Annotated in this window: 18 protein-coding genes and 3 pseudogenes; 8 read left to right on the top strand and 13 right to left on the bottom strand. The window is 65.3% G+C overall.

Annotated elements, in window-relative coordinates; genetic code table 11:
• Positions 1 to 5: 5 nt before the first annotated feature.
• The 3 genes from kynA to kynB are packed head-to-tail and all read right to left on the bottom strand — an operon-like array spanning position 6 to position 2,939.
• The gene (gene kynA, locus ACTHNZ_RS17360) at positions 6 to 956 is read right to left on the bottom strand and encodes a tryptophan 2,3-dioxygenase (RefSeq protein WP_440543803.1); all 951 of its coding nucleotides are present in this window, start codon (positions 954 to 956) and stop codon (positions 6 to 8) included.
• A 25-nt stretch (positions 957 to 981) separates the two neighbouring features.
• Positions 982 to 2,232, bottom strand: a complete 1,251-nt coding sequence (gene kynU / locus ACTHNZ_RS17355; RefSeq protein ID WP_440543786.1) for a kynureninase — start codon at positions 2,230 to 2,232, stop codon at positions 982 to 984.
• A 35-nt stretch (positions 2,233 to 2,267) separates the two neighbouring features.
• Positions 2,268 to 2,939, bottom strand: a complete 672-nt coding sequence (gene kynB, locus ACTHNZ_RS17350) for an arylformamidase (RefSeq protein ID WP_440543785.1) — start codon at positions 2,937 to 2,939, stop codon at positions 2,268 to 2,270.
• Positions 2,940 to 3,055: 116 nt separating this feature from the next.
• Here kynB and ACTHNZ_RS17345 point away from each other — a divergent pair, with 116 nt between their 5' ends.
• Positions 3,056 to 3,547, top strand: coding sequence for an Lrp/AsnC family transcriptional regulator (locus ACTHNZ_RS17345; protein WP_440543784.1), 492 nt, complete (start codon positions 3,056 to 3,058; stop codon positions 3,545 to 3,547).
• A gap of 146 nt (positions 3,548 to 3,693) precedes the next feature.
• Here ACTHNZ_RS17345 and ACTHNZ_RS17340 read toward each other — a convergent pair whose 3' ends face one another.
• Complete coding sequence (locus tag ACTHNZ_RS17340; RefSeq protein ID WP_440543783.1) at positions 3,694 to 4,206, bottom strand: flavin reductase family protein; 513 nt, start codon at positions 4,204 to 4,206, stop codon at positions 3,694 to 3,696.
• Positions 4,207 to 4,493: 287 nt separating this feature from the next.
• Between ACTHNZ_RS17340 and msrA the strand changes: the two genes are divergently transcribed.
• Positions 4,494 to 5,045 (top strand): peptide-methionine (S)-S-oxide reductase MsrA, encoded by a 552-nt coding sequence (gene msrA / locus ACTHNZ_RS17335; protein ID WP_440543782.1) that lies wholly within the window; start codon positions 4,494 to 4,496, stop codon positions 5,043 to 5,045.
• A gap of 65 nt (positions 5,046 to 5,110) precedes the next feature.
• Here the strand turns inward: msrA and ACTHNZ_RS17330 are convergent, their stop codons facing one another.
• The 3 genes from ACTHNZ_RS17330 to pdxH all read right to left on the bottom strand — a co-directional run bounded on the left by ACTHNZ_RS17330 (position 5,111) and on the right by pdxH (position 8,369).
• Complete coding sequence (locus ACTHNZ_RS17330) at positions 5,111 to 6,304, bottom strand: DUF72 domain-containing protein (RefSeq protein ID WP_440543781.1); 1,194 nt, start codon at positions 6,302 to 6,304, stop codon at positions 5,111 to 5,113.
• A gap of 56 nt (positions 6,305 to 6,360) precedes the next feature.
• Entirely contained in the window at positions 6,361 to 7,575 is a 1,215-nt protein-coding gene (locus ACTHNZ_RS17325) for a class I SAM-dependent methyltransferase (RefSeq protein WP_440543780.1), read from the bottom strand.
• Between the two features lie 155 nt (positions 7,576 to 7,730).
• On the bottom strand, positions 7,731 to 8,369 hold the full coding sequence (gene pdxH / locus ACTHNZ_RS17320; RefSeq protein ID WP_440543779.1) for a pyridoxamine 5'-phosphate oxidase: 639 nt from the start codon (positions 8,367 to 8,369) through the stop codon (positions 7,731 to 7,733).
• Between the two features lie 167 nt (positions 8,370 to 8,536).
• Here pdxH and ACTHNZ_RS17315 point away from each other — a divergent pair, with 167 nt between their 5' ends.
• Entirely contained in the window at positions 8,537 to 9,409 is an 873-nt protein-coding gene (locus tag ACTHNZ_RS17315) for a tRNA threonylcarbamoyladenosine dehydratase (protein WP_440543778.1), read from the top strand.
• A gap of 78 nt (positions 9,410 to 9,487) precedes the next feature.
• Here ACTHNZ_RS17315 and trxA read toward each other — a convergent pair whose 3' ends face one another.
• The 5 genes and pseudogenes from trxA to tsaE form a co-directional block, all read right to left on the bottom strand.
• Positions 9,488 to 10,336: a thioredoxin gene (trxA, locus tag ACTHNZ_RS17310; protein ID WP_440543777.1), complete on the bottom strand. Its 849-nt coding sequence runs from the start codon at positions 10,334 to 10,336 to the stop codon at positions 9,488 to 9,490.
• A gap of 59 nt (positions 10,337 to 10,395) precedes the next feature.
• Positions 10,396 to 11,289 carry a pirin family protein gene (locus ACTHNZ_RS17305; RefSeq protein ID WP_440543776.1) on the bottom strand — a complete coding sequence of 298 codons (894 nt, stop codon included), beginning with the start codon at positions 11,287 to 11,289 and terminating at the stop codon, positions 10,396 to 10,398.
• 74 nt (positions 11,290 to 11,363) lie between these two features.
• A pseudogene (locus tag ACTHNZ_RS17300) lies at positions 11,364 to 12,122 on the bottom strand (N-acetylmuramoyl-L-alanine amidase); the annotation flags it as partial.
• 296 nt (positions 12,123 to 12,418) lie between these two features.
• A pseudogene (locus tag ACTHNZ_RS17295) lies at positions 12,419 to 12,971 on the bottom strand (AMIN domain-containing protein); the annotation flags it as partial.
• On the bottom strand, positions 12,953 to 13,492 hold the full coding sequence (gene tsaE / locus ACTHNZ_RS17290) for a tRNA (adenosine(37)-N6)-threonylcarbamoyltransferase complex ATPase subunit type 1 TsaE (protein WP_440543775.1): 540 nt from the start codon (positions 13,490 to 13,492) through the stop codon (positions 12,953 to 12,955). The gene tsaE and the pseudogene ACTHNZ_RS17295, both read right to left, overlap by 19 nt.
• A 17-nt stretch (positions 13,493 to 13,509) precedes the next feature.
• Between tsaE and queG the strand changes: the two are divergent.
• The 5 genes and pseudogenes from queG to plsY form a co-directional block, all read left to right on the top strand.
• Positions 13,510 to 14,643: pseudogene (queG, locus tag ACTHNZ_RS17285) on the top strand (tRNA epoxyqueuosine(34) reductase QueG); the annotation flags it as partial.
• 271 nt (positions 14,644 to 14,914) lie between these two features.
• Positions 14,915 to 15,400, top strand: coding sequence for a methylated-DNA--[protein]-cysteine S-methyltransferase (locus ACTHNZ_RS17280; protein WP_440543774.1), 486 nt, complete (start codon positions 14,915 to 14,917; stop codon positions 15,398 to 15,400).
• Positions 15,397 to 16,389 carry a site-specific tyrosine recombinase XerD gene (gene xerD, locus ACTHNZ_RS17275; RefSeq protein ID WP_440543773.1) on the top strand — a complete coding sequence of 331 codons (993 nt, stop codon included), beginning with the start codon at positions 15,397 to 15,399 and terminating at the stop codon, positions 16,387 to 16,389. The genes ACTHNZ_RS17280 and xerD overlap by 4 nt, the downstream gene beginning before the upstream one ends.
• 86 nt (positions 16,390 to 16,475) lie before the next feature.
• Positions 16,476 to 16,967 carry a Cys-tRNA(Pro) deacylase gene (gene ybaK, locus ACTHNZ_RS17270; RefSeq protein WP_440543772.1) on the top strand — a complete coding sequence of 164 codons (492 nt, stop codon included), beginning with the start codon at positions 16,476 to 16,478 and terminating at the stop codon, positions 16,965 to 16,967.
• An 80-nt stretch (positions 16,968 to 17,047) separates the two neighbouring features.
• Entirely contained in the window at positions 17,048 to 17,707 is a 660-nt protein-coding gene (plsY, locus tag ACTHNZ_RS17265; protein ID WP_440543771.1) for a glycerol-3-phosphate 1-O-acyltransferase PlsY, read from the top strand.
• A gap of 214 nt (positions 17,708 to 17,921) precedes the next feature.
• Here plsY and ACTHNZ_RS17260 read toward each other — a convergent pair whose 3' ends face one another.
• Positions 17,922 to 18,407 carry a YajQ family cyclic di-GMP-binding protein gene (locus ACTHNZ_RS17260; RefSeq protein ID WP_440543770.1) on the bottom strand — a complete coding sequence of 162 codons (486 nt, stop codon included), beginning with the start codon at positions 18,405 to 18,407 and terminating at the stop codon, positions 17,922 to 17,924.
• Positions 18,408 to 18,571 lie beyond the last annotated feature (164 nt).

The following is an 18,571-nucleotide window of genomic DNA, read 5'->3' as shown; positions in this document are numbered from 1 at the left end:
TGATCCTACAACACCGTCCTCACGTGCCAAAGCTCCGGAAACAGCACGACGTCGAGCATCTTGCGCAAATACGGCGCACCGCTCGTTCCGCCCGTTCCTTGTTTGTAGCCGATGATCCGCTCAACCGTCGTGACGTGCCTGAATCGCCATTGACGAAAGGCGTCTTCGAGATCGACGAGCTCCTCGGCCATCTCGTACAGTTCCCAATGCTGCGACGGATTGCGATACACCTCGAGCCATGCGGCCTCCACCGACGCATCGTAGGTCGTCGGCAGCGTCCAGTCGCGCTCGAGCCTTTCCGGCGCAATCGCGAAACCACGCCGCCCGAGTAGCCGCACGACTTCGTCATAGAACGACGGCGCCTCCAGTGTCGCCTTCACTTCGGCGAGCACGTCGGGCCGATGCGCATGCGGCTTGAGCATTTGCGCGTTCTTGTTGCCGAGCACGAACTCGATCTGCCGATACTGATACGACTGAAAGCCCGATGACGCCCCTAGGTACGGCCGCATCGCCGTATATTCGGACGGCGTCATCGTCGCCAACACGTTCCAGGCCTGCACGAGCTGCTCCAGGATGCGCGAGACGCGCGCGAGCATCTTGAACGCCGGCGGCAACTCGTCGCGCTGCACGCAACCAAGCGCCGCGCGCAACTCGTAAAGCGCCAGCTTCATCCACAACTCGCTAGTTTGATGCTGGACGATGAACAGCATCTCATTGTGGTCGGGCGAATGCGGATGCTGCGCGTGCAGAATCGAATCGAGCGAAAGGTAATCGCCGTAGCTCATCGATTTTGAAAAATCCAACTGCGCGTCGTGCCAGCCCGCCTCGCCCGTGGGCACGTGCGGTGCCGCTTGGGCCGATGCCTCGCCAGCCGGCTCGCTGCCGTGTCCGAACGGGCAGCCTCGAGAGGCCTGCGGCGTGGGCTCGGCCGTTCCCGGTGCATCGGGCAAGCGCATGTGTCCCGTGGTCATCTTGGACTCCTCAGGTAACGGAATGACGTGCCGCGAATTCCGGCGCGCGCCAGGCTTCGGTTTCGAGGATGTCGCGCAGCGTCTCCACCGCATCCCAGACATCGACGAAGCGCGTATAGAGCGGCGTAAAGCCGAAGCGCAGCACATGCGGCTCGCGATAATCGCCGATCACGCCGCGCGCGATCAACGCTTGCATGACTTCATAGCCGTGCGGATGCTCGAAGCTCACGTGCGATCCGCGCTGCGTATGAGCACGCGGCGTGACGAGCGTAAGCGGGTGGCCGGCGCAGCGCGCCTCGACGAGATCGATGAATGCGTCGGTCAGCGCGAGCGATTTACGCCGGATCATCTGCATGTCGGTCTCGAGAAACACGTCGAGCCCCGCTTCGACGAGCGACATCGAGACGATCGGCTGCGTGCCGCAGAGGAAGCGGCCGATGCCGTTGCCGGGCGCATAGACGGGGTTCATCTCGAACGGCGCCGCATGTCCCCACCAGCCCGACAGCGGCTGGGCGAGCGCGTCTTGGTGCCGTTTGGCGACCCACGCGAACGCCGGCGATCCCGGCCCGCCGTTCAAATACTTGTAGGTGCAGCCGACGGCGAAATCGGCATGCACGCCGTTCAGATCGACCGGGACGGCGCCGGCCGAGTGCGCGAGATCCCATAGCGCTAGCGCTCCCGCGCGCTGGATGACCTGCGTGAGCGAGGCCATGTCGTGCATGTAGCCCGTGCGGTAGTTCACGTGCGTGATCATCGCCAATGCCGTATCGTCGCCGATGGCCTCGGGAAGATCGGCCGGATCGTCGACGAGGCGCAGCGAGTAGCCGCGATCGAGTTGATCGATGAGCCCTTGCGCGATATAGAGATCGGTCGGGAAGTTTGCACGCTCGGAGACGATCACGCAGCGGCTCGGGTCGCGCTCATGGGCCATCCGCAGCGCCGCTGAAAGCAGCTTGAACAGATTGACGGAGATCGTATCGGTGACGACGATCTCGTCGCTAGCCGCGCCCACGAGCGGCGCGAGCTTGTCGCCGAGGCGGCGCGGCAGCGCGAACCAGCCTGCCGAGTTCCAACTACGGATGAGCCCTTCGGTCCACTCGTGGGCGATGACGGACTGCGCGCGCGCGGCGGCGGCGACCGGCGGCACGCCGAGCGAGTTGCCGTCGAGGTAGATGACGTCCGGTGTCAACGTGAACCGGGCGCGTAAGTGGGCAAGGGGATCGTCGCCATCGAGCGCGATCGCATCGGCACGAGTTTTCATGGAATCGTTGGAAAGAATGGTGCAATAAAAATGGATTAGGCTCGGTTCGGCTGGGCCGGCGCGGTCGCCACGGAACCGGGGCCGCCGCGCAGTACCGCTCGCACGGGGCTTGCGTCGAGCGTCGTGAACTTCAGCGGCAGAGCGATCAGCTCATAGTCGCCCGGCGCGACGGCATCGAGCACGAGGCCTTCGAGGATCGACATTCGATGCGCGCGCACGCGGGAGTGCGCATCCATCGTTTTCGATTCCTGCGGATCGAGCGAAGGCGTATCGATGCCGATCAGCACGACGCCGCGTTCGGCAAGAAAGTCGATCGTTTGGGGGGCGACGGCGCAAAACGCTTCGTCCCAGCGCGTGACCGGCGCCCGCTCATAGGTGCGCAGCAGCACCCGCGGCGGCAGCCCTTCGGCAAACGGTGCCACGTGCTCCGGCAAGACGAGCGGCGCGGTGCCGATGCAGTGAACGACGCGGCACGGCCCGAGGTACGGCGCGAGCGGCACGAGCCCGATCGCGGCGCCTTCGGCGTCGTAGTGGAGTGGGGCGTCGGCATGGGCGCCCGTATGCGGCGAGCACGTCAGGCGTGCGATATTGACGGGCGAGCCCGCCTCCATTCGCCACACGCGCTCGATTCCGACAGGCGTATCGCCCGGCCACACGGGCGTCCCGGGCTCGATCGGCGGTGAGATGTCCCAGATCGTCTGCTGCATGGTTCCTCCTTGCGACGATGATAGGCAACTTCACACGCAAAGTGCTTGCGAAATTCTCGCCACAAAAGAAGCAGACTAGAACATAATTCGAGATAAACCTAAAAAGGGGGCCAAAAATGAACGCGATCACGCTCGACGCCACCGATTGCCGTATTCTGAGCGTTCTGCAGAACGAAGGCCGCATCAGCAACCTCGATCTGGCCGATCGCATCTCGCTGTCGCCGTCGGCGTGTTTGCGCCGGCTGAGGCTGTTGGAAGAACAAGGGGTCATCGAACGCTATCGCGCGTGCTTGAATCGCGAAGCGCTTGGTTTCGAGCTCGAAGCTTTCGTCCAGGTTTCGATGCGCAATGATCAGGAAAATTGGCACGAACGCTTCGCCGAGGCCGTCCGATCGTGGCCGGAGGTGATGGGTGCGTTCGTCGTCACAGGGGAGAGCCATTACGTGCTGCGCGTGCTCGCGCACAACCTCAAGCACTACTCCGAGTTCGTGCTGACCAAGCTCTATAAGGCGCCCGGCGTGATGGACATTCGCTCGAACATCGTCTTGGAGACGCTGAAAGAGGATTCGGGTGTGCCGGTCGTCTTGACGCCGGCGGCGGCGCGCTGAGTTGCGCCGCCGTCGACTTGGGCTGAGCGAGTGAGCGATTGATCGATTGAGGGAGCGAACCTGCGCAGACGGCGGATTCCGCCGCACGGGCGGGTTCGCCGAGCTCCGCGGCTGCGGTTCGGCTCAGGTTCGGCTCAGGCCGCGCTTCAGAGCGGCTTAACCCCGTGAAATGCGCCGCCATGAAAAATGAGCGGCGCGATCTCTTCGGCATCCGGGCGTACGCCGCACCGTTCCACCTCGCCGACGAAAATTACGTGATCGCCCTCTTGGTAGCGGCTGCGGTTGTGGCACTCGAACCACGCGAGCGCTCCCTCGAGCACCGGCATGCCCGTATCGCCCGCCGCATGCGAGACGCCCGCGAAACGATCGCCCTTGACCGTCGCGAAACGCCGGCACAGGTCGAGCTGCGAAGCGGCGAGCACGTTCACGACGTAGTGGCTGTTCGTCTGAAAGACGGGCATCGACGCCGATTTCGTCGCCAGCGACCACAGCACGAGCGGCGGGTCGAGCGATACCGAGTTGAACGAGCTTGCGGTGATGCCGATCAATTGTCCAGAGGCGGCACGCGTCGTGATGACGGTTACGCCCGTGGCGAATTGACCGAGGGCACGGCGAAAAGCGGCGGCGTCGAAGTTCGGGGGGCTTGCGCGCTTCGTCATGCCGCGGCTCCGGCGCCGAGCGCCACGGCCGCGCACGGCCTATGCCGGCCGGCGGGCAAAAAGAATGAATCCAAAATCGAAACGGTGGCGTAAGTGATCGAGTAGTGGAGATTCTAATGGAATCGGCCGAGGTTGCCGTGCCGGGCCGATCTTAACGGCCGGCTGGCCGGCGGGAAATACGTCGGCTCACATCTTGTCCCGAAACGCACTAAGCTTGTTTTTTGGAGCGCAATGCGCGCGGGAAGGCGCCGCCGGATCCACGCGCAAGAACGAGGAGAGAGAAAGCAATGAGTCAGACAACCGAAACGGCCACGCTGGGCGGCGGATGCTTCTGGTGCCTCGAGGCCGTCTATCTCGACGTCGAGGGCGTGGTCGGCGTCGAATCAGGCTACGCGGGCGGCAAGCTCGAGCGGCCGACTTACGAGCAGGTCTGCGACGGCGGCACCGGTCATGCCGAGGTCGTGAAAGTCGAATTCGATCCGGCCCGAATCAGCTATCACGAGGTGCTGAAGATCTTTTTCTCGATTCACGACCCGACCCAGCTCAATCGGCAGGGCAACGACGTCGGCGAGCAGTATCGGTCGGTCATCTTCACGCACGGCGACCGGCAGCGCGAGATTGCGCTCGAATCGATTCGCGAGCTCGAGCGTGACGGCGTATTCGATGCACCGATCGTCACGAAGATCGAGCCGCTCAACGGTAACTATTGGCCGGCCGAGGCTTATCACCAGCGGTATTTCGCCCAGCATCCCGAGCAAGGCTATTGCGCGTTCGTCGTCGCGCCGAAAGTCGCGAAATTCCGCGCCAAGTTCGCGAGCTGGATGCGCCCGGGAGCCTAGGCGCAGCCGCGAGGCGGCAGCCGGTGCGTTGCGCGCTTCGAGCCTCGACGAGCGCGGAGCGGCGGTCAAGCCGCAGCCGCGGTGGCGCCGCCCGAGGGCGGCGCCTCTTCCCGCAGCCGGGCGCAGGCCGCGGCGATTTCACGCGCGAGTGCCGCGCACGTGAGCGGGGCGGAGCCCTCGGCTTTGTTGTTGGTCACGATCAGCACCGGTTGTCCCGCAATGGCGTAACGCGCGGCCAATTCCGCTAGCGCCGAGCGCGTTGCAGGATCTTCGTCGACGAGCCGATTGAACGGCTCGTATTTCGCTTTCGCTTGCTCGTATTTGAACCCGCCGTGCAGGCTCCAACGCACGATCAGCGGTCCGCACGGCGCATCGCCGTCCAGCAGGGCGAGGGCCGCCGCTTGGCGCAACGGATCGGGCATGCGCGCATGGAGCCCGACGCAGTAGCGCACGCCGCGCTCGCGCAACATGCGGATGAGCCGTGGCGTCAGGAGGCAAGCGTCGCGAATTTCCAATGCGTAGCAGGGGCCTGGCTCGCCGCCCTCGTCCTTACCGTGGGCGGAAAGCCGCGGCAGCGCGTCGAAAAACGCGGCAAGCCGTTCGACGAATGCGGCCGGGTCGGCCAGGATGCGCTCGGGCAGCGGCGGAAACTGGAAGACGAGCGAGCCCGCTTTGGCGCCCAGTCCCTCCAAGCACGGCGTGACGAATTCGCTCGCGGCGAGCTCAGCATCGAGAAAGCAAGGGTTCTGCGCGATCGGCTCGCCGCGTTCGGCCCGCAGCGTCGCATCGGTCACCGAGGCCGGCGCCTTGACGATGAAACGGAAATCGTCAGGAACTTGCTGTGCGTATCGGAGGTAGTCCGCGACCGAAAGCGGCGCGTAGAACGACCGGTCGATGCTGACGGTGCGCAGCAACGGATGCGCGCCGTAGGCCGCGAGACCGTCGCGAGCGAGCTTCGAATCGCTATAGGCCTCGCCGTAGACGATTCCCTCCCAGCCCGGAAACGACCACGATGAAGTGCCGAGCCGCACCTCGCGCGGCAATGCCTCGGCGCAGTCGAGCACCTCGGGCGAGGGCGCTGCGGGCAGCACGCCCCGCGCGCGGCGGGCGGGCTTGGCAGGAGGGGCCGCGCCGGCCGTCTCGGAGCCGGTTTCGTTCGATGCGGTGGGCGACGTGGGCGCCGGCTGCGGCGAGCCGGCGTCCATGCCCCCGAACAGATCGAATTGCGAATCGTCGTTGCTGTCTTTGCTCGATGCCATCGAATACGGTGCGCCTAGGCTGATTTTTTGGCCTAGGAACGAGTGGGCGCTGCGCGCTAGAGCGGCCGATCGTACATGTAGCGGCGCGACCAAGGCAACGTCTGTGCGCTCCGTCCTGCCCGGCGGCATACGATCTGGAACAGCGACACGTCGTCGTGCTCGAACGCATAGGCGCATCCCGCCAGGTAGACGCGCCAGATGCGGAATTTCTCGTCGTCGACGAGCGTTTTCAGCTTGTCGGCATGCGCTTCGAAGTTCTCCGTCCAGATTTCGAGCGTGTGCGCGTAATGACGGCGCAGGCTTTCGATATCGACGGGTTCGAGCCCGCCGCGCTGCATCGATTCGAGCGCGAGGCTGATGTGGGGCAACTCGCCGTCGGGAAACACGTACCGATCGATGAACTCGCCGCCGCCGAGCGCCGTTTCGCCGCTATCGTAGTCGGTCGACGTGATCCCGTGATTCATGGCGATGCCGTCTTCGGCGAGCAACTCGCGGATCTTGCCGAAGTACAAGGGCAAGTTCTTGCGCCCGACGTGCTCGAACATGCCGACGCTCGTGATGCGATCGAATTGTCCGTCGATCTCGCGATAGTCTTGCAAGCGGATTTCGATCTTGTCGGCCAAGCCGGCTGCCTTGACGCGTTCGGTGGCGAGGTCGAACTGGTTCTGGGACAGTGTGACGCCGACGCAGTGCGCGCCGAACTTGCTCGCCGCTCGCAGGACGAGGGCACCCCAGCCGCAGCCGATGTCGAGCAGGCGCTGGCCGGGCTGCAGCTGAATCTTTCTCAGGATGTGATCGATCTTCTTGAGCTGCGCCGTGCCGATGTCTTCATCGCCGTTTTCGAAGTAGGCGCATGAATAGACCATGTTTTCGTCGAGCCACAGCTTGTAGAACTCGTTCGAAACGTCGTAGTGATATTGGATCGCCTTTTTGTCGGACGTCTTCGTGTGATTGAAGTAGCGCCGCACGCGGGCAAGCCTGCCGGCGCTCGTCACGGTGTTGCGGGCCAGCGAGTAGCCGATCGTGATGATGTCGGAGAGCTTGCCTTCGATGTCGATCTTGCCCTTGACGTAGGCTTCGCCGAGGTTGTCGAGGCTCGGCTCGAGCAGCAGCGGCAGGGCCGAGGCCGAGTTGACCTTGAGCGTGACCTGCGGCGCCGCGAAGCTGCCGAAATCGAGCTGCTGTCCATTCCATAAGACGAGGCGTGCCGGCAGGTTCGTCTTGTTGCGCACGTCGTCCACCCACTGCGCCAGCTTTTTCTCCCAGAACATGCGTTTTCTCCGTGTACGTTGAAAATGCAAAGCAGAGCAAAGCGGCCGTGCGCGGCCCACGTGAGCCGCGTACGGCGAGTTCCTGCCCGGACGGCACCGCAGGGCGCTGCACGGGCGGCGCATTCATCGGGCCGGCGCAGCGCGTCAGCTTGCCGTCACGGCGATAGCCGCGAGAGGCGCCAGTTGCCGGCGCTCTGACGTGTATACAGAATCCGGTCGTGCAGCCGCGAGGGGCGTCCTTGCCAGAATTCGATCGTTTCGGGCATGAGGCGGTAGCCGCCCCAATGCGGCGGCCGCGGCGGCTCATCACCGAAACGCTCGGCGAACGACTTCTCGCGGGCCTCGAGCAGCGCGCGGCTTTCGATTGGCCTACTTTGATCGGATGCCCAAGCACCGATCCGCGAGCCGAGCGGGCGCGAGTTGAAATAGGCGTCGCTTTCCTCGGCGCTCGTCTTCACCACGGTGCCTTCGATGCGCACTTGGCGCTCGAGCTCGATCCAATAAAAGAGCAGGCTCGCATGCGGATTGGCCGCTAGGTCTCGTCCCTTGCGGCTTTCATAGTTCGTGAAAAAGACGAAGCCGCGTTCGTCGACCCCCTTGATCAGCACGATTCGCGCAGACGGATAGCCGCGCGCATCGACGGTGGCCAACGTCATCGTATTCGGTTCGGGCAGCCGCGCGTCTTGGGCCTGCTTGAACCAGGCTTCGAATTGGCGGAACGGGTCGGCGTCGACGCTCGTTTCATCGAGCGAGCCGCGTGCGTAGTCTTTACGGAGATCGGCGAGAGTAGTCATGTTCTTATGCGACCGCTACACAGTCGGGGTCAGTATAGCCAACTCGCGAAAAACGTGCCGGGTGTCGCGCAGGCCGTATTGCAGCCGGCGAGCGGGCTCGAGCATTGCGGCCCGTGCGGCCTCGATGAGGCACAATACAGGCCTTGCTCGCCCGATTCGTACGCATCATGTCAAGCCCTAGCGCCACCGCGATCCATTCCGATCTTACTCCCGCGCGCAGCGGCATAGATGACCTCGCTCAAGCGGACCGCACACGCCGGTTCGGCGGCATCGCCAGGCTGTACGGCCCGCATGCGCTTGCCGCGTTCGAGCGGGCCCACGTGGCCGTCATCGGGATCGGGGGCGTGGGCTCGTGGGTGGCCGAGGCGCTCGCGCGCAGCGCCGTCGGCGCGCTGACCTTGATCGACCTCGACAACGTGGCCGAAAGCAACACCAACCGGCAGATCCATGCGCTCGACGGCAACTACGGCAAGCCCAAGGTTGACGCCATGGCCGAACGCATCGCGCTGATCGATCGCGCCTGCGACGTGCGCCGCATCGAGGATTTCGTCGAACCGGGCAATTTCGACGCGCTGCTCGGCGGCCGCTTCGATTATGTCGTGGACGCGATCGACAGCGTGCGCACGAAAACGGCGCTGATCGCTTGGTGCGTGAACCAGGGGCAGCCGCTCGTCACGGTCGGCGGCGCCGGGGGGCAACTCGATCCGACGCGCATCCGCATCGACGATCTAGCGCTGACGATCCAAGATCCGCTGCTCTCGAAGGTGCGCGCGCAGTTGCGCAAGCAGCACGGGTTCCCGCGCGGACCCAAGGCGAAATTCAAGGTGAGCGCCGTCTATTCCGACGAGCCGCTCATCTATCCGGAGGCGGCCGTCTGCGACATGGACGACGTCGCCCAGCACTTGGATACGTCGCCCGGACATGCCGGCCCCGTCGGGCTCAACTGCGCCGGCTTCGGCTCGAGCGTATGCGTGACGGCGAGCTTCGGTTTTGCCGCTGCCGCGCACGTGCTGCGCGCGCTGGCGAAGGCGGCGAGCTGAGCGGCGGCTCGGTCGCCCGCTTGCGCGGCGCGTCGGTCGCGCAAGCCGCCCGCCACCGGCCTTTGCCGGCGCGGTGTGTCAGTGCAAGGTCGCGCTGAGCCTGCGGCGCCATTCCGAAACGAGTTCGGGCTGATGTGCCGCCAAATCGAAGACGGAGAGCATCGTCTTGCGGCCGACGTCGTCGCGGAAGCTCCGATCGCGCTTGACGATTTCGAGCAAATGCTCGAGCGCCGGCTCGTAGGCCCGCCGCGCGATCAGCGCGTTGGCCAGGTCGAAGCGCGCCTCGAGATTGCCGGGATCGCTCGCCACGGCGGCCTCGAGAGCGTCAGTCGGCGGCAGATCCGTGGCTGCGTCGAGCGCATCGAGCCGCGTTTTCAGTGCGTTGTAGCGCACGTCGATGCCTTGCGTGGTTTTCGGCGAGAGCAGCGTGGCCTCGCGGCGCGCGTCGTCGACTAGATCGTCGTCGAGCAGGAGCTCGATCAAATCGAGCCGAGCCTCGTCGTAGCCGGGGTCGAGCGCGAGCGCCGCTTGCAGGTGGTCGCGCGCCACGTCGCGCTGGCCCTCGTCGCGCGCGAGCAGCGCGGCGCGATGCTCGGCCTGTGCCGGGTTCGGCACGAGCCGCTCGATGAAAACGCGCAACTGGCTCTCCGGCAGCACGCCCGTGAACTGTTCGACCGGCCGGCCGTCCACGAACGCGACGACATGCGGAATGCTGCGTACCTGAAAATGCGCGGCAAGCTGCTGATTTTCGTCGACGTTGACTTTGACGAGCCGCCAGCGGCCGGCGTATTCGTGTTCGAGCCTTTCGAGCAGCGGGCCGAGCGATTTGCAGGGGCCGCACCACGGCGCCCAGAAATCGACCACGACGGGCGCATGCTTGGAAGCCTCGATCACGTCTTTCTCGAAAGTGGCCAAAGTGGTGTTCATCGCATCCTCATGGGTTACCGATCCTACCGATCCCGCAGATGGGTGCGGCATGCGCCATTTCAACCTTTCGGCGCATGCGCCGGGCGCTCGGGCAGCGGGATCCATTCGGTCTCGCCGGGTACGTATCCCATAGTTTGGGCACTCCAGGCGGCCTTGGCTTCCGCGATTTTCTCGCGCGAGCTCGCCACGAAATTCCATTCGATGAAGCGCTCGCCGTCGAGCCTTGCCCCGCCGAGCAGCATGACCGTCGCGCCGGCGCGGCTCGCGAGCGTCGCCGTTTCGCCCGGTACGAGCACGGCCATATGATGGACGTCGAGCGGCTCGCCGTCGATCGCGAGATCGCCGTCGACGAGATAAACGCCGCGCTCTTCGTGCTCGGGCGTGAGCGCGAGCGCGCCGTCCGGGTCGAAGCGGGCTGCGACGTAGAGCGTCGGCGAAAAGGTGCGCGTGGGCGCTCGAGCGCCGAAGGCGCTGCCGGCGATGACGGTGAGTGCGACGCCGTTGCGCTCGAACTGCGGGAGGCTGGCGGCCGCATGATGCTCGAACGACGGCTCGTCCGCTTCATGCGCGAGCGGCAGTGCAACCCACGTCTGAATGCCGTGCAGCGTCTGGCCGCGGCGCCGTTCGTCGTCGGGCGTGCGCTCCGAGTGGACGATTCCGCGGCCGGCCGTCATCCAATTGACGTCGCCGGGCGTGATCCTTTGCACGGAGCCGAGGCTGTCGCGATGAAGCATCGCGCCCTCGAACAGATAGGTGACGGTGGCGAGCCCGATATGCGGGTGCGGCCGGACGTCCACCCCTCTCCCCGGCGCATAGTTCGCGGGGCCCATGTGGTCGAAGAAGATGAACGGGCCGACGAGGCGAGCCGCGAGCGCGGGCAGAACGCGGCGGACCTCGAGGCTGCCGATGTCGCGCAGCGTCGGCTTGAGGATGGCTTTGACGGATGGCGGCACGGCGCACTCCCTGTGGGATCGGGGCTGATCATTGTACTGCCCCGGATCGATCGGGACACCGATGCGCGTCCGTCTCACGCCATCCGATTTTTCGCCAACGGCGGGTTCGCCGCGAAATACCGCTTGATGCCTTTGAGGATGGCGCTGGCCATTTCGGCACGGTAGCCGTCGTCGTTCAGCTTCCTCTCTTCATCGGGGTTGCTGATGAACGCCGTTTCCACGAGGATCGACGGAATATCGGGCGCTTTGAGCACGGCGAACCCGGCTTGCTCGACCGATCCCTTGTGCAGCTTGTTGATCTCGCCGACCTCTTTCAGCACGAACGAGCCGTAGCGCAGGGAGTCGCGGATCTGCGCCGTCGTCGACATGTCGAATAGCGCGCGGTTGACCGACTCGTCCTGCGTTTTTACGTTGATGCCGCCGATCAGGTCCGACGAATTCTCCTTGTTGGCCATCCAACGCGCCGCGGCGCTCGTCGCACCGTGCTCGGACAGGGCGAAGACGGACGAGCCGCGCGCCTCGGGCGTCGTGAACGCATCGGCGTGGATCGATACGAACAGATCGGCGCCGACGCGCCGTGCCTTTTGCACGCGCACGTTCAGCGGCACGAAGAAGTCGGCGTCGCGCGTCATCATCGATCGCATGTTCGGTTGCGCGTCGATCAGCGCGCGCAATTTCTTGGCGATGTCGAGCGCGACGTGCTTCTCGTAGGTGCCGGAACTGCCGATTGCGCCGGGATCTTCCCCACCGTGGCCCGGATCGATCGCGACCGTCAGGAGGCGCACCGTCTTGCCGGACTTCGGCGTCGTGAACGCGTAGGCTTCGCCGTCGCCGCGACGGGACAGGCCGTCGTCGGCCGCGCCGGCGCTCGGCTCGGATGGCGGGCTCTTGCGCTGAGCGAGCGCCGGCGGTGCGGCCGAAGGCTTCGGTGCCTTGTGCGAGCGGCTCTCACCGGGCGCCGCCGGGGCGCTGGAAGTGCCCGGCGCCCCCGGCGGCGTGTTCTGCGCGTAGCGCTCGAAGAACGCGTCGCTGTTGTCGGGCTGCGAAGGTGGAGCCGTCGGCGCCGCGTTCGGCCCGGCAAGCGGCGCCGGTGCGTTTTGCAGCGAGTCCTCGCGGCCGGCGTTCTCGTCCAAGCGCTTTTCCTTGCGCTCGGTCTCCGCCAGCAACTCCATCAGCGGATCGGGGGCGACGGTCGGATACAGATCGAGGACGAGCCGGTAGCGATAGCTGCCGACCGGCGGCAACGAAAACACCTGTGGCTTGACCGAAGCTTTCAGGTCGAACACGAGGCGCACGACGTGCGGCTGGAATTGCCCGACGCGCACGGCCTTGATCTGCGGATCGTTCGGCGTGATCTTCGAGACGAGATCGCGCAGCGCCTGATCGAGATCGAGACCGTTCAGGTCGACGACGAGGCGATCGGGGCCCTGCAGCAGTTGCTGTGTCGTCGCGAGCGGCTGGTCCGATTCGATCGTGACGCGTGTGTAGTCGCGCGCCGGCCACACGCGCACGCCGAGCACGGAGCTCGCATGCGCGAGGCGCGGCAGCGCGAGTGAAGCGGCGAGGCCGAGAATGATCGACGAGGCGCCTGCCCTGAGCACTTGGCGGCGGCGCCAATTATGCGTCGCCGTCGCGGCCGATTCGATCGACTTGAACGGTTTGATCAACATCTTTCGAGACATGCTTTTCCTGATTCGCTGTACGCGCGGGCATCGAGCAGGCGCCGGTCGTCGCCCTGGGGCTCCAGGGCGAGCACGAGGTCGGGCGTGCCGAGCAGCGCACCGGCTTTTTGCGGCCATTCGACGAGGCAGATCGCACCCCTGTCGAAATATTCCCGAAAGCCGGCGTCGAGCCACTCCGCCGGATCGGCGAAGCGATAAAGATCGAAATGGTAGAGCTCGAGTTCCCCCGCTTCGCGCGCGAGCGAATACGGTTCGACGAGCGTGTAGGTCGGGCTGCGCACGCGGCCGGTATGGCCGAGACCGGCTAGCGTGGACCGCACGAGCGTCGTCTTGCCGGCACCCAAGTCGCCGAGAAGCTGCACGTGCAGGCCACTGAATCCGGGCGCCGCACGCACCTCGTCGATCGCATGCGCCAAGCGCGCGCCGAACGCGTCGGTGGCCGCGAGATCGTCGAGCGCAAAGCTGCGTTCGAGCTGCGCTTTCGCAAGCGGGAAAGACGGCGAAGCGGGCACGGCAGGCATTCTCGTAAAATAGCGGGATGAAACGAAGTCCGGAACTGGCTGCGCTCGGCACGCACGCGCAACGTGAAGCCGATCGTGCCGACGATACTGCCGCGCGCCTGCCCGATGCCGCGCTCGCGGCACTCGCGCGCCAGATCAAAGCGTGGGGCCGCGAGTTGGGCTTTGCCGCCGTCGGCATCAGTGACACCGACCTCTCCGATGCCGAAGCGGCGCTCGCCGCATGGCTCGAGGCGGGCTGCCACGGCGAAATGGATTATATGGCCAAACATGGCGTCAAACGTGCGCGGCCCGCCGAGCTTGTGGCCGGTACGCGACGCGTCATTACGGCTCGCATGGCCTATCTACCCGCGGCGACGCCGATTCGAAACCTCGATGAAAGCGCATCGTCAGACCCGGCCCCCGGCGCAGGCGACACCTGGCGTGCGCGCGAGCTGGCACGTCTTGCCGATCCGCAGGCGGCCGTGATCTCGATCTATGCGCGCGGGCGCGACTATCACAAGGTCATGCGGGCGCGGCTGCAGCGGCTGGCCGAGCGGATCGAGCGCGAGATCGGCACATACGGGTACCGCGTCTTCACCGATTCGGCGCCGGTGCTCGAGGTCGCGCTTGCACAAAAGGCCGGTATCGGCTGGCGCGGCAAGCATACGCTGCTGCTCGAACGCGATGCGGGCTCGCTGTTTTTTCTCGGCGAGATCTACGTCGACATTCCGTTGCCCCCCGACGCCCAAACGGAACCCGAGCGCGCGTCGCGCGACGCCGGCGCTCATTGCGGGCAGTGCACGCGCTGCATCGATGCGTGTCCGACCGGCGCGATCGTCGGGCCGTACCGCGTCGATGCGCGTCGCTGCATTTCCTATTTGACGATCGAGCTTGCGGGCAGCATTCCCGAGGCGCTGCGGCCGTTGATCGGCAATCGCGTCTACGGCTGTGACGACTGCCAACTCGTCTGCCCGTGGAACAAGTTCGCCCAGGCAGCGCCCGTCGACGACTTCGACGTGCGGCACGGGCTCGATCGCGCAACGCTCGTCGAGCTGTTCGCTTGGAGCGCCGAAACGTTCGATGCGCGCATGCAGGGCAGTGCGATCCGGCGCATCGGCTACGAGCGATGGCTGCGCAATCTGGCCGTGGCGATGGGCAATGCCTTGCGTGCGGGGCGTGCCGAGCCGAACGCGCTGAATCCACGGAATCAACGGAATCCACCGCATGCCCCGAGCACGCCGTCCGCTGAACGAGGCGCCGTGCGAGGGCGCGGTGCGCACTCGCCTGCCGCGCTCGATGCGCAGGCGCGCGATCGCATCGTCGCCGCCTTGCGCGCGCGTGCCGACGATCCGTCGGCGCTCGTGCGCGAGCACGTGCAATGGGCGTTGCAAGCGGCGTAAGCTAGCGGGGCAGCGCCTAGTCACTTTTCGGAGAGGATGATCGATGTACGACGCCGTGGTCAGTGCGCCGTTCGGCAAAGTGGGGATCGAGGTCGATGCCGCCGCCGGTGTCGTCCGTGCAATTTGCTATCTCGAGGATGCGGTGCCGGTGCGCGCGCCCGAGTCAGCGATCGCCGAACGCGCCGCGCGGCAGATCGAGCGTTATCTGGCCGATGCGGCCGCGCCGTTCGACTTGCCGCTCGCCGATGCCGGCACGCCGTTTCAGCGCCGAGTCTGGCAGGCCATGTGCGAAATCCCGCTCGGCAGTGTAATGACCTACGGCAAGCTCGCGGCGCAGGTGGGCGGCGTGGCCCGCGCGGTCGGGCAGGCGTGCGGCGACAATCCGTTTCCGCTCGTGATTCCTTGTCATCGCGTCGTCGCGGCGAACGGCCTCGGCGGGTTCTCGCATCATGCGGGAGACGGCTTCTATCCGCGCGTCAAGCGTTGGCTGCTCGCGCACGAAAGCAGCCAGTTGGCGCTCGCGCTATGAGCGAGACAAACGATTTCGCCGCGATCGATACGGCGGATGCCTCCCCGGCAGCGGGCGCGCGCGATGACGCGCCGGCCGATCCTGCGTTCCTTGCGCTGCAGGCTGCCAACGTTCGATCGATCGACGCGTTCGGCGATGCTCTTTGGCTCGAGCACGGCCTCGCGCGCAATACGCTCGATGCCTACGGCCGCGATTTGCGGTTGTTCGCCGATTGGCTCGCTCGCACGCATGGCGTCGGCATCGACGCGGCGAACGAGGGGCACGTCAACGGCTACCTTGCCGCGCGCAGCGACGGCAAGCCGACGTCCGCCAATCGTCGCCTTTCCGTATTCCGCCGCTACTACGGGTGGGCGTTGCGCGAGCATCGCGTGAGCGCCGATCCGACGATGCGAATCCGGTCGGCGAAGCAAGCGCCGCGATTCCCCGCCACGTTGACCGAGGCGCAGGTCGAAGCGTTGCTGGCGGCGCCCGACGTCGCTACCGAGCTCGGCCTGCGCGACCGGACGATGCTCGAGCTGATGTATGCGAGCGGGCTGCGCGTGAGCGAGCTCGTGGACCTAAAGACGGTGGAGGTCGGCCTGAACGAAGGTGTCGTGCGCGTGATGGGCAAAGGTTCGAAAGAACGCCTCGTGCCGTTCGGCGAGGAGGCGCACGGCTGGATCAGCCGGTATTTGCGCGATGCACGGCCGGGGTTGATCGGCGCACGGGCGGCCGATGCGCTGTTCGTCACGGCGCGCGGCGAGGGCATGACGCGCCAGCAATTCTGGAACATCATCAAACGCCATGCGCGCGCGGCCGACGTGAAAACGCCGTTGTCGCCGCACACGCTGCGGCATGCGTTCGCGACCCACCTCATCAATCACGGTGCCGATTTGCGCGTCGTGCAACTCTTGCTCGGTCACGCCGACATCTCCACCACGCAAATCTACACGCACGTTGCCCGGGAGCGCCTGAAGACGCTGCATGCGGCCCATCATCCGCGCGGGTGAGGACACACGCACGAGGCAGGGGGCGGCTCGCGCGCGAGGCAGCGTGAAAGAGCGCGGGGCGGTTGCGCTTACCTTACAATGCGCCGATGAGCAAAACCAAACATGTTTCGGAGACCCAGGCCACGCAGTTCTTGCGCCGGCACGAAGTACGCTTCGGCGAGCACCCCTACGAGTACGTCGAGCATGGCGGCACGGCCGAATCGGCGCGCCAGCTCGGCGTGAACGAGCATCATGTCGTGAAGACGCTCGTGATGGAAGACGAAAACGGAAAGCCGCTGATCGTGCTCATGCACGGCGATCGCACCGTTTCGACGAAGAACCTGGCCCGTCAGATCGGCGCCAAGCGCGTCGAGCCGTGCAAGCCCGAGGTCGCCAATCGCCACTCCGGCTATCTCGTCGGCGGCACATCGCCGTTCGGCACGAAAAAGACGATGCCCCTCTACGTCGAATCGAGCATCCTCGAACTCGATTGCATTTATCTGAACGGCGGGCGCCGGGGGTACCTCGTCAGTCTCGCCCCTGCCGTGCTGACGTCGCTGCTCGGCGCACGCCCCGTGCAATGCGCGAGCAGCGAATGAGCCGCACCGTTCTGTAGAATGAGCCGCCCGCGCACGTCCTGCGCGATGTCCGCCAAGTCGAAATAGAAAGAGTCCCGCCCATGTCATTGCTGATCGCCACCGTTGCCGCCTATCTGATCGGATCGATCTCGTTCGCCGTGATCGTCAGTGCCGCCATGGGGCTGGCCGATCCTCGGTCATATGGATCGAAGAACCCCGGCGCGACGAACGTGCTGCGCAGCGGCAACAAGACCGCCGCCATCCTCACGCTGCTGGGCGATGCGTTCAAAGGCTGGCTGGCGGTCTGGCTCGTCGCGCGCTTCGGGCCGCGCTTCGGCCTCGACGATACGGCCGTCGCGTTGGCCGCGATCGCCGTCTTCCTCGGGCATCTCTACCCGGTCTTCTTCAAGTTCAAAGGCGGCAAGGGGGTGGCGACGGCTGCCGGCGTGCTGCTCGCGATCCATCCCGTGCTCGGCCTCGCGACTGCGCTGACCTGGCTCATCATTGCCTTCTTTTTCCGCTACTCGTCGTTTGCCGCGCTCGTGGCGGCCTTGTTCGCGCCGCTGTTCGATATCTTCCTATTCGGCCCCAATCCGATTGCGTGGGCGGTGTTCGCGATGAGCGCGCTGCTCGTTTGGCGGCATCGCGCCAACATCGCGAAACTGATCGCCGGCACGGAAAGCCGCATCGGCCAGAAGAAGGGCGGCGCGCAAGCCGGTGCGAAATCGGGCACGAGCAGTACGCACGCGCGCAAGCACTGAGAAAGGGAAGGAAAACAGGCACCCACGCCTCCATCCACCTAATGGGGGGAGCGCTAGCTCGAGCGCCGCTCAGCAACTGTCTACAACCGGCGTTCAGGCCGGGGTCCCGGCTCACTGCTCTGAAGGGCGGGGTTTCAAACCGGAGTCAGGTCTGCGATGAGGCGGGGCGGTCCTGCCGGCAATGCGTGCTGGCCGAGGCCCCGCCCGCAGGGACTCAATCGCGGAAGTTGTTGAAGTCGAGCGGCGTATCGGTCACGTCTTTGCGCAGCATCGCGATGACGCTTTGCAGATCGTCCCGCTTGGCGCCCGTCACGCGCACGGCGTCGCCCTGAATGCTGGCTTGCACCTTGATCTTGCTGTCTTTCACGAGCTTGACGATCTTCTTCGCGAGATCGCCCGACACGCCCTTTTTGATCGTGACGACTTGCTTGACCTTGTCGCCGCCGATCTTCTCGATCTTGCCGTAGTCGAGAAAGCGTACGTCGACGTTGCGCTTCGCCATTTTCGACAAGACGACGTCCTTGACTTGGCCGAGCTTGAAATCGTCGTCGGCGAACATCGTCAGTTCGCGCTCCTTTTGCTCGACCCGCGCATCGGACCCTTTGAAATCGAAGCGCGTGGAAATCTCCTTGTTCGATTGCTCGATCGCGTTCTTCACTTCAATCATGTTGGCTTCGCAGACGACATCGAACGACGGCATATTCATTTCTCCCGACTATGTTTTGGACGGCAGCCGCGCACCAACGCCGGCTGCCGCATGCATGGCTTTCGTACCCGCGCGCAGGCGCTGCGCCGCGGGCACTCGCTATAATCACGACCGAACGCTATTTTACCGACGCCTTTCTTCCGAGAAAACGCCGAGCC

It is taken from the genome of Trinickia sp., from assembly GCF_051953955.1.
Lineage (GTDB): Bacteria > Pseudomonadota > Gammaproteobacteria > Burkholderiales > Burkholderiaceae > Trinickia.
Note: the sequence above shows the minus strand (reverse complement) of the source record. Positions and strands in the feature narration are given on the sequence as shown.

Coding starts and splice junctions, on each gene's coding strand:
- xerD (WP_440543773.1), top strand. CDS start 15,397: ATGAGCGAGACAAACGATTTCGCCGCGATCGATACGGCGGATGCCTCC.
- trxA (WP_440543777.1), bottom strand. CDS start 10,336: ATGAACACCACTTTGGCCACTTTCGAGAAAGACGTGATCGAGGCTTCC.
- kynA (WP_440543803.1), bottom strand. CDS start 956: ATGCGCTTGCCCGATGCACCGGGAACGGCCGAGCCCACGCCGCAGGCC.
- ACTHNZ_RS17330 (WP_440543781.1), bottom strand. CDS start 6,304: ATGGCATCGAGCAAAGACAGCAACGACGATTCGCAATTCGATCTGTTC.
- ybaK (WP_440543772.1), top strand. CDS start 16,476: ATGAGCAAAACCAAACATGTTTCGGAGACCCAGGCCACGCAGTTCTTG.
- pdxH (WP_440543779.1), bottom strand. CDS start 8,369: ATGACTACTCTCGCCGATCTCCGTAAAGACTACGCACGCGGCTCGCTC.
- ACTHNZ_RS17345 (WP_440543784.1), top strand. CDS start 3,056: ATGAACGCGATCACGCTCGACGCCACCGATTGCCGTATTCTGAGCGTT.
- ACTHNZ_RS17325 (WP_440543780.1), bottom strand. CDS start 7,575: ATGTTCTGGGAGAAAAAGCTGGCGCAGTGGGTGGACGACGTGCGCAAC.
- ACTHNZ_RS17280 (WP_440543774.1), top strand. CDS start 14,915: ATGTACGACGCCGTGGTCAGTGCGCCGTTCGGCAAAGTGGGGATCGAG.
- ACTHNZ_RS17315 (WP_440543778.1), top strand. CDS start 8,537: ATGTCAAGCCCTAGCGCCACCGCGATCCATTCCGATCTTACTCCCGCG.
- ACTHNZ_RS17340 (WP_440543783.1), bottom strand. CDS start 4,206: ATGACGAAGCGCGCAAGCCCCCCGAACTTCGACGCCGCCGCTTTTCGC.
- kynU (WP_440543786.1), bottom strand. CDS start 2,232: ATGAAAACTCGTGCCGATGCGATCGCGCTCGATGGCGACGATCCCCTT.
- tsaE (WP_440543775.1), bottom strand. CDS start 13,492: ATGCCTGCCGTGCCCGCTTCGCCGTCTTTCCCGCTTGCGAAAGCGCAG.
- kynB (WP_440543785.1), bottom strand. CDS start 2,939: ATGCAGCAGACGATCTGGGACATCTCACCGCCGATCGAGCCCGGGACG.
- msrA (WP_440543782.1), top strand. CDS start 4,494: ATGAGTCAGACAACCGAAACGGCCACGCTGGGCGGCGGATGCTTCTGG.
- ACTHNZ_RS17260 (WP_440543770.1), bottom strand. CDS start 18,407: ATGCCGTCGTTCGATGTCGTCTGCGAAGCCAACATGATTGAAGTGAAG.
- plsY (WP_440543771.1), top strand. CDS start 17,048: ATGTCATTGCTGATCGCCACCGTTGCCGCCTATCTGATCGGATCGATC.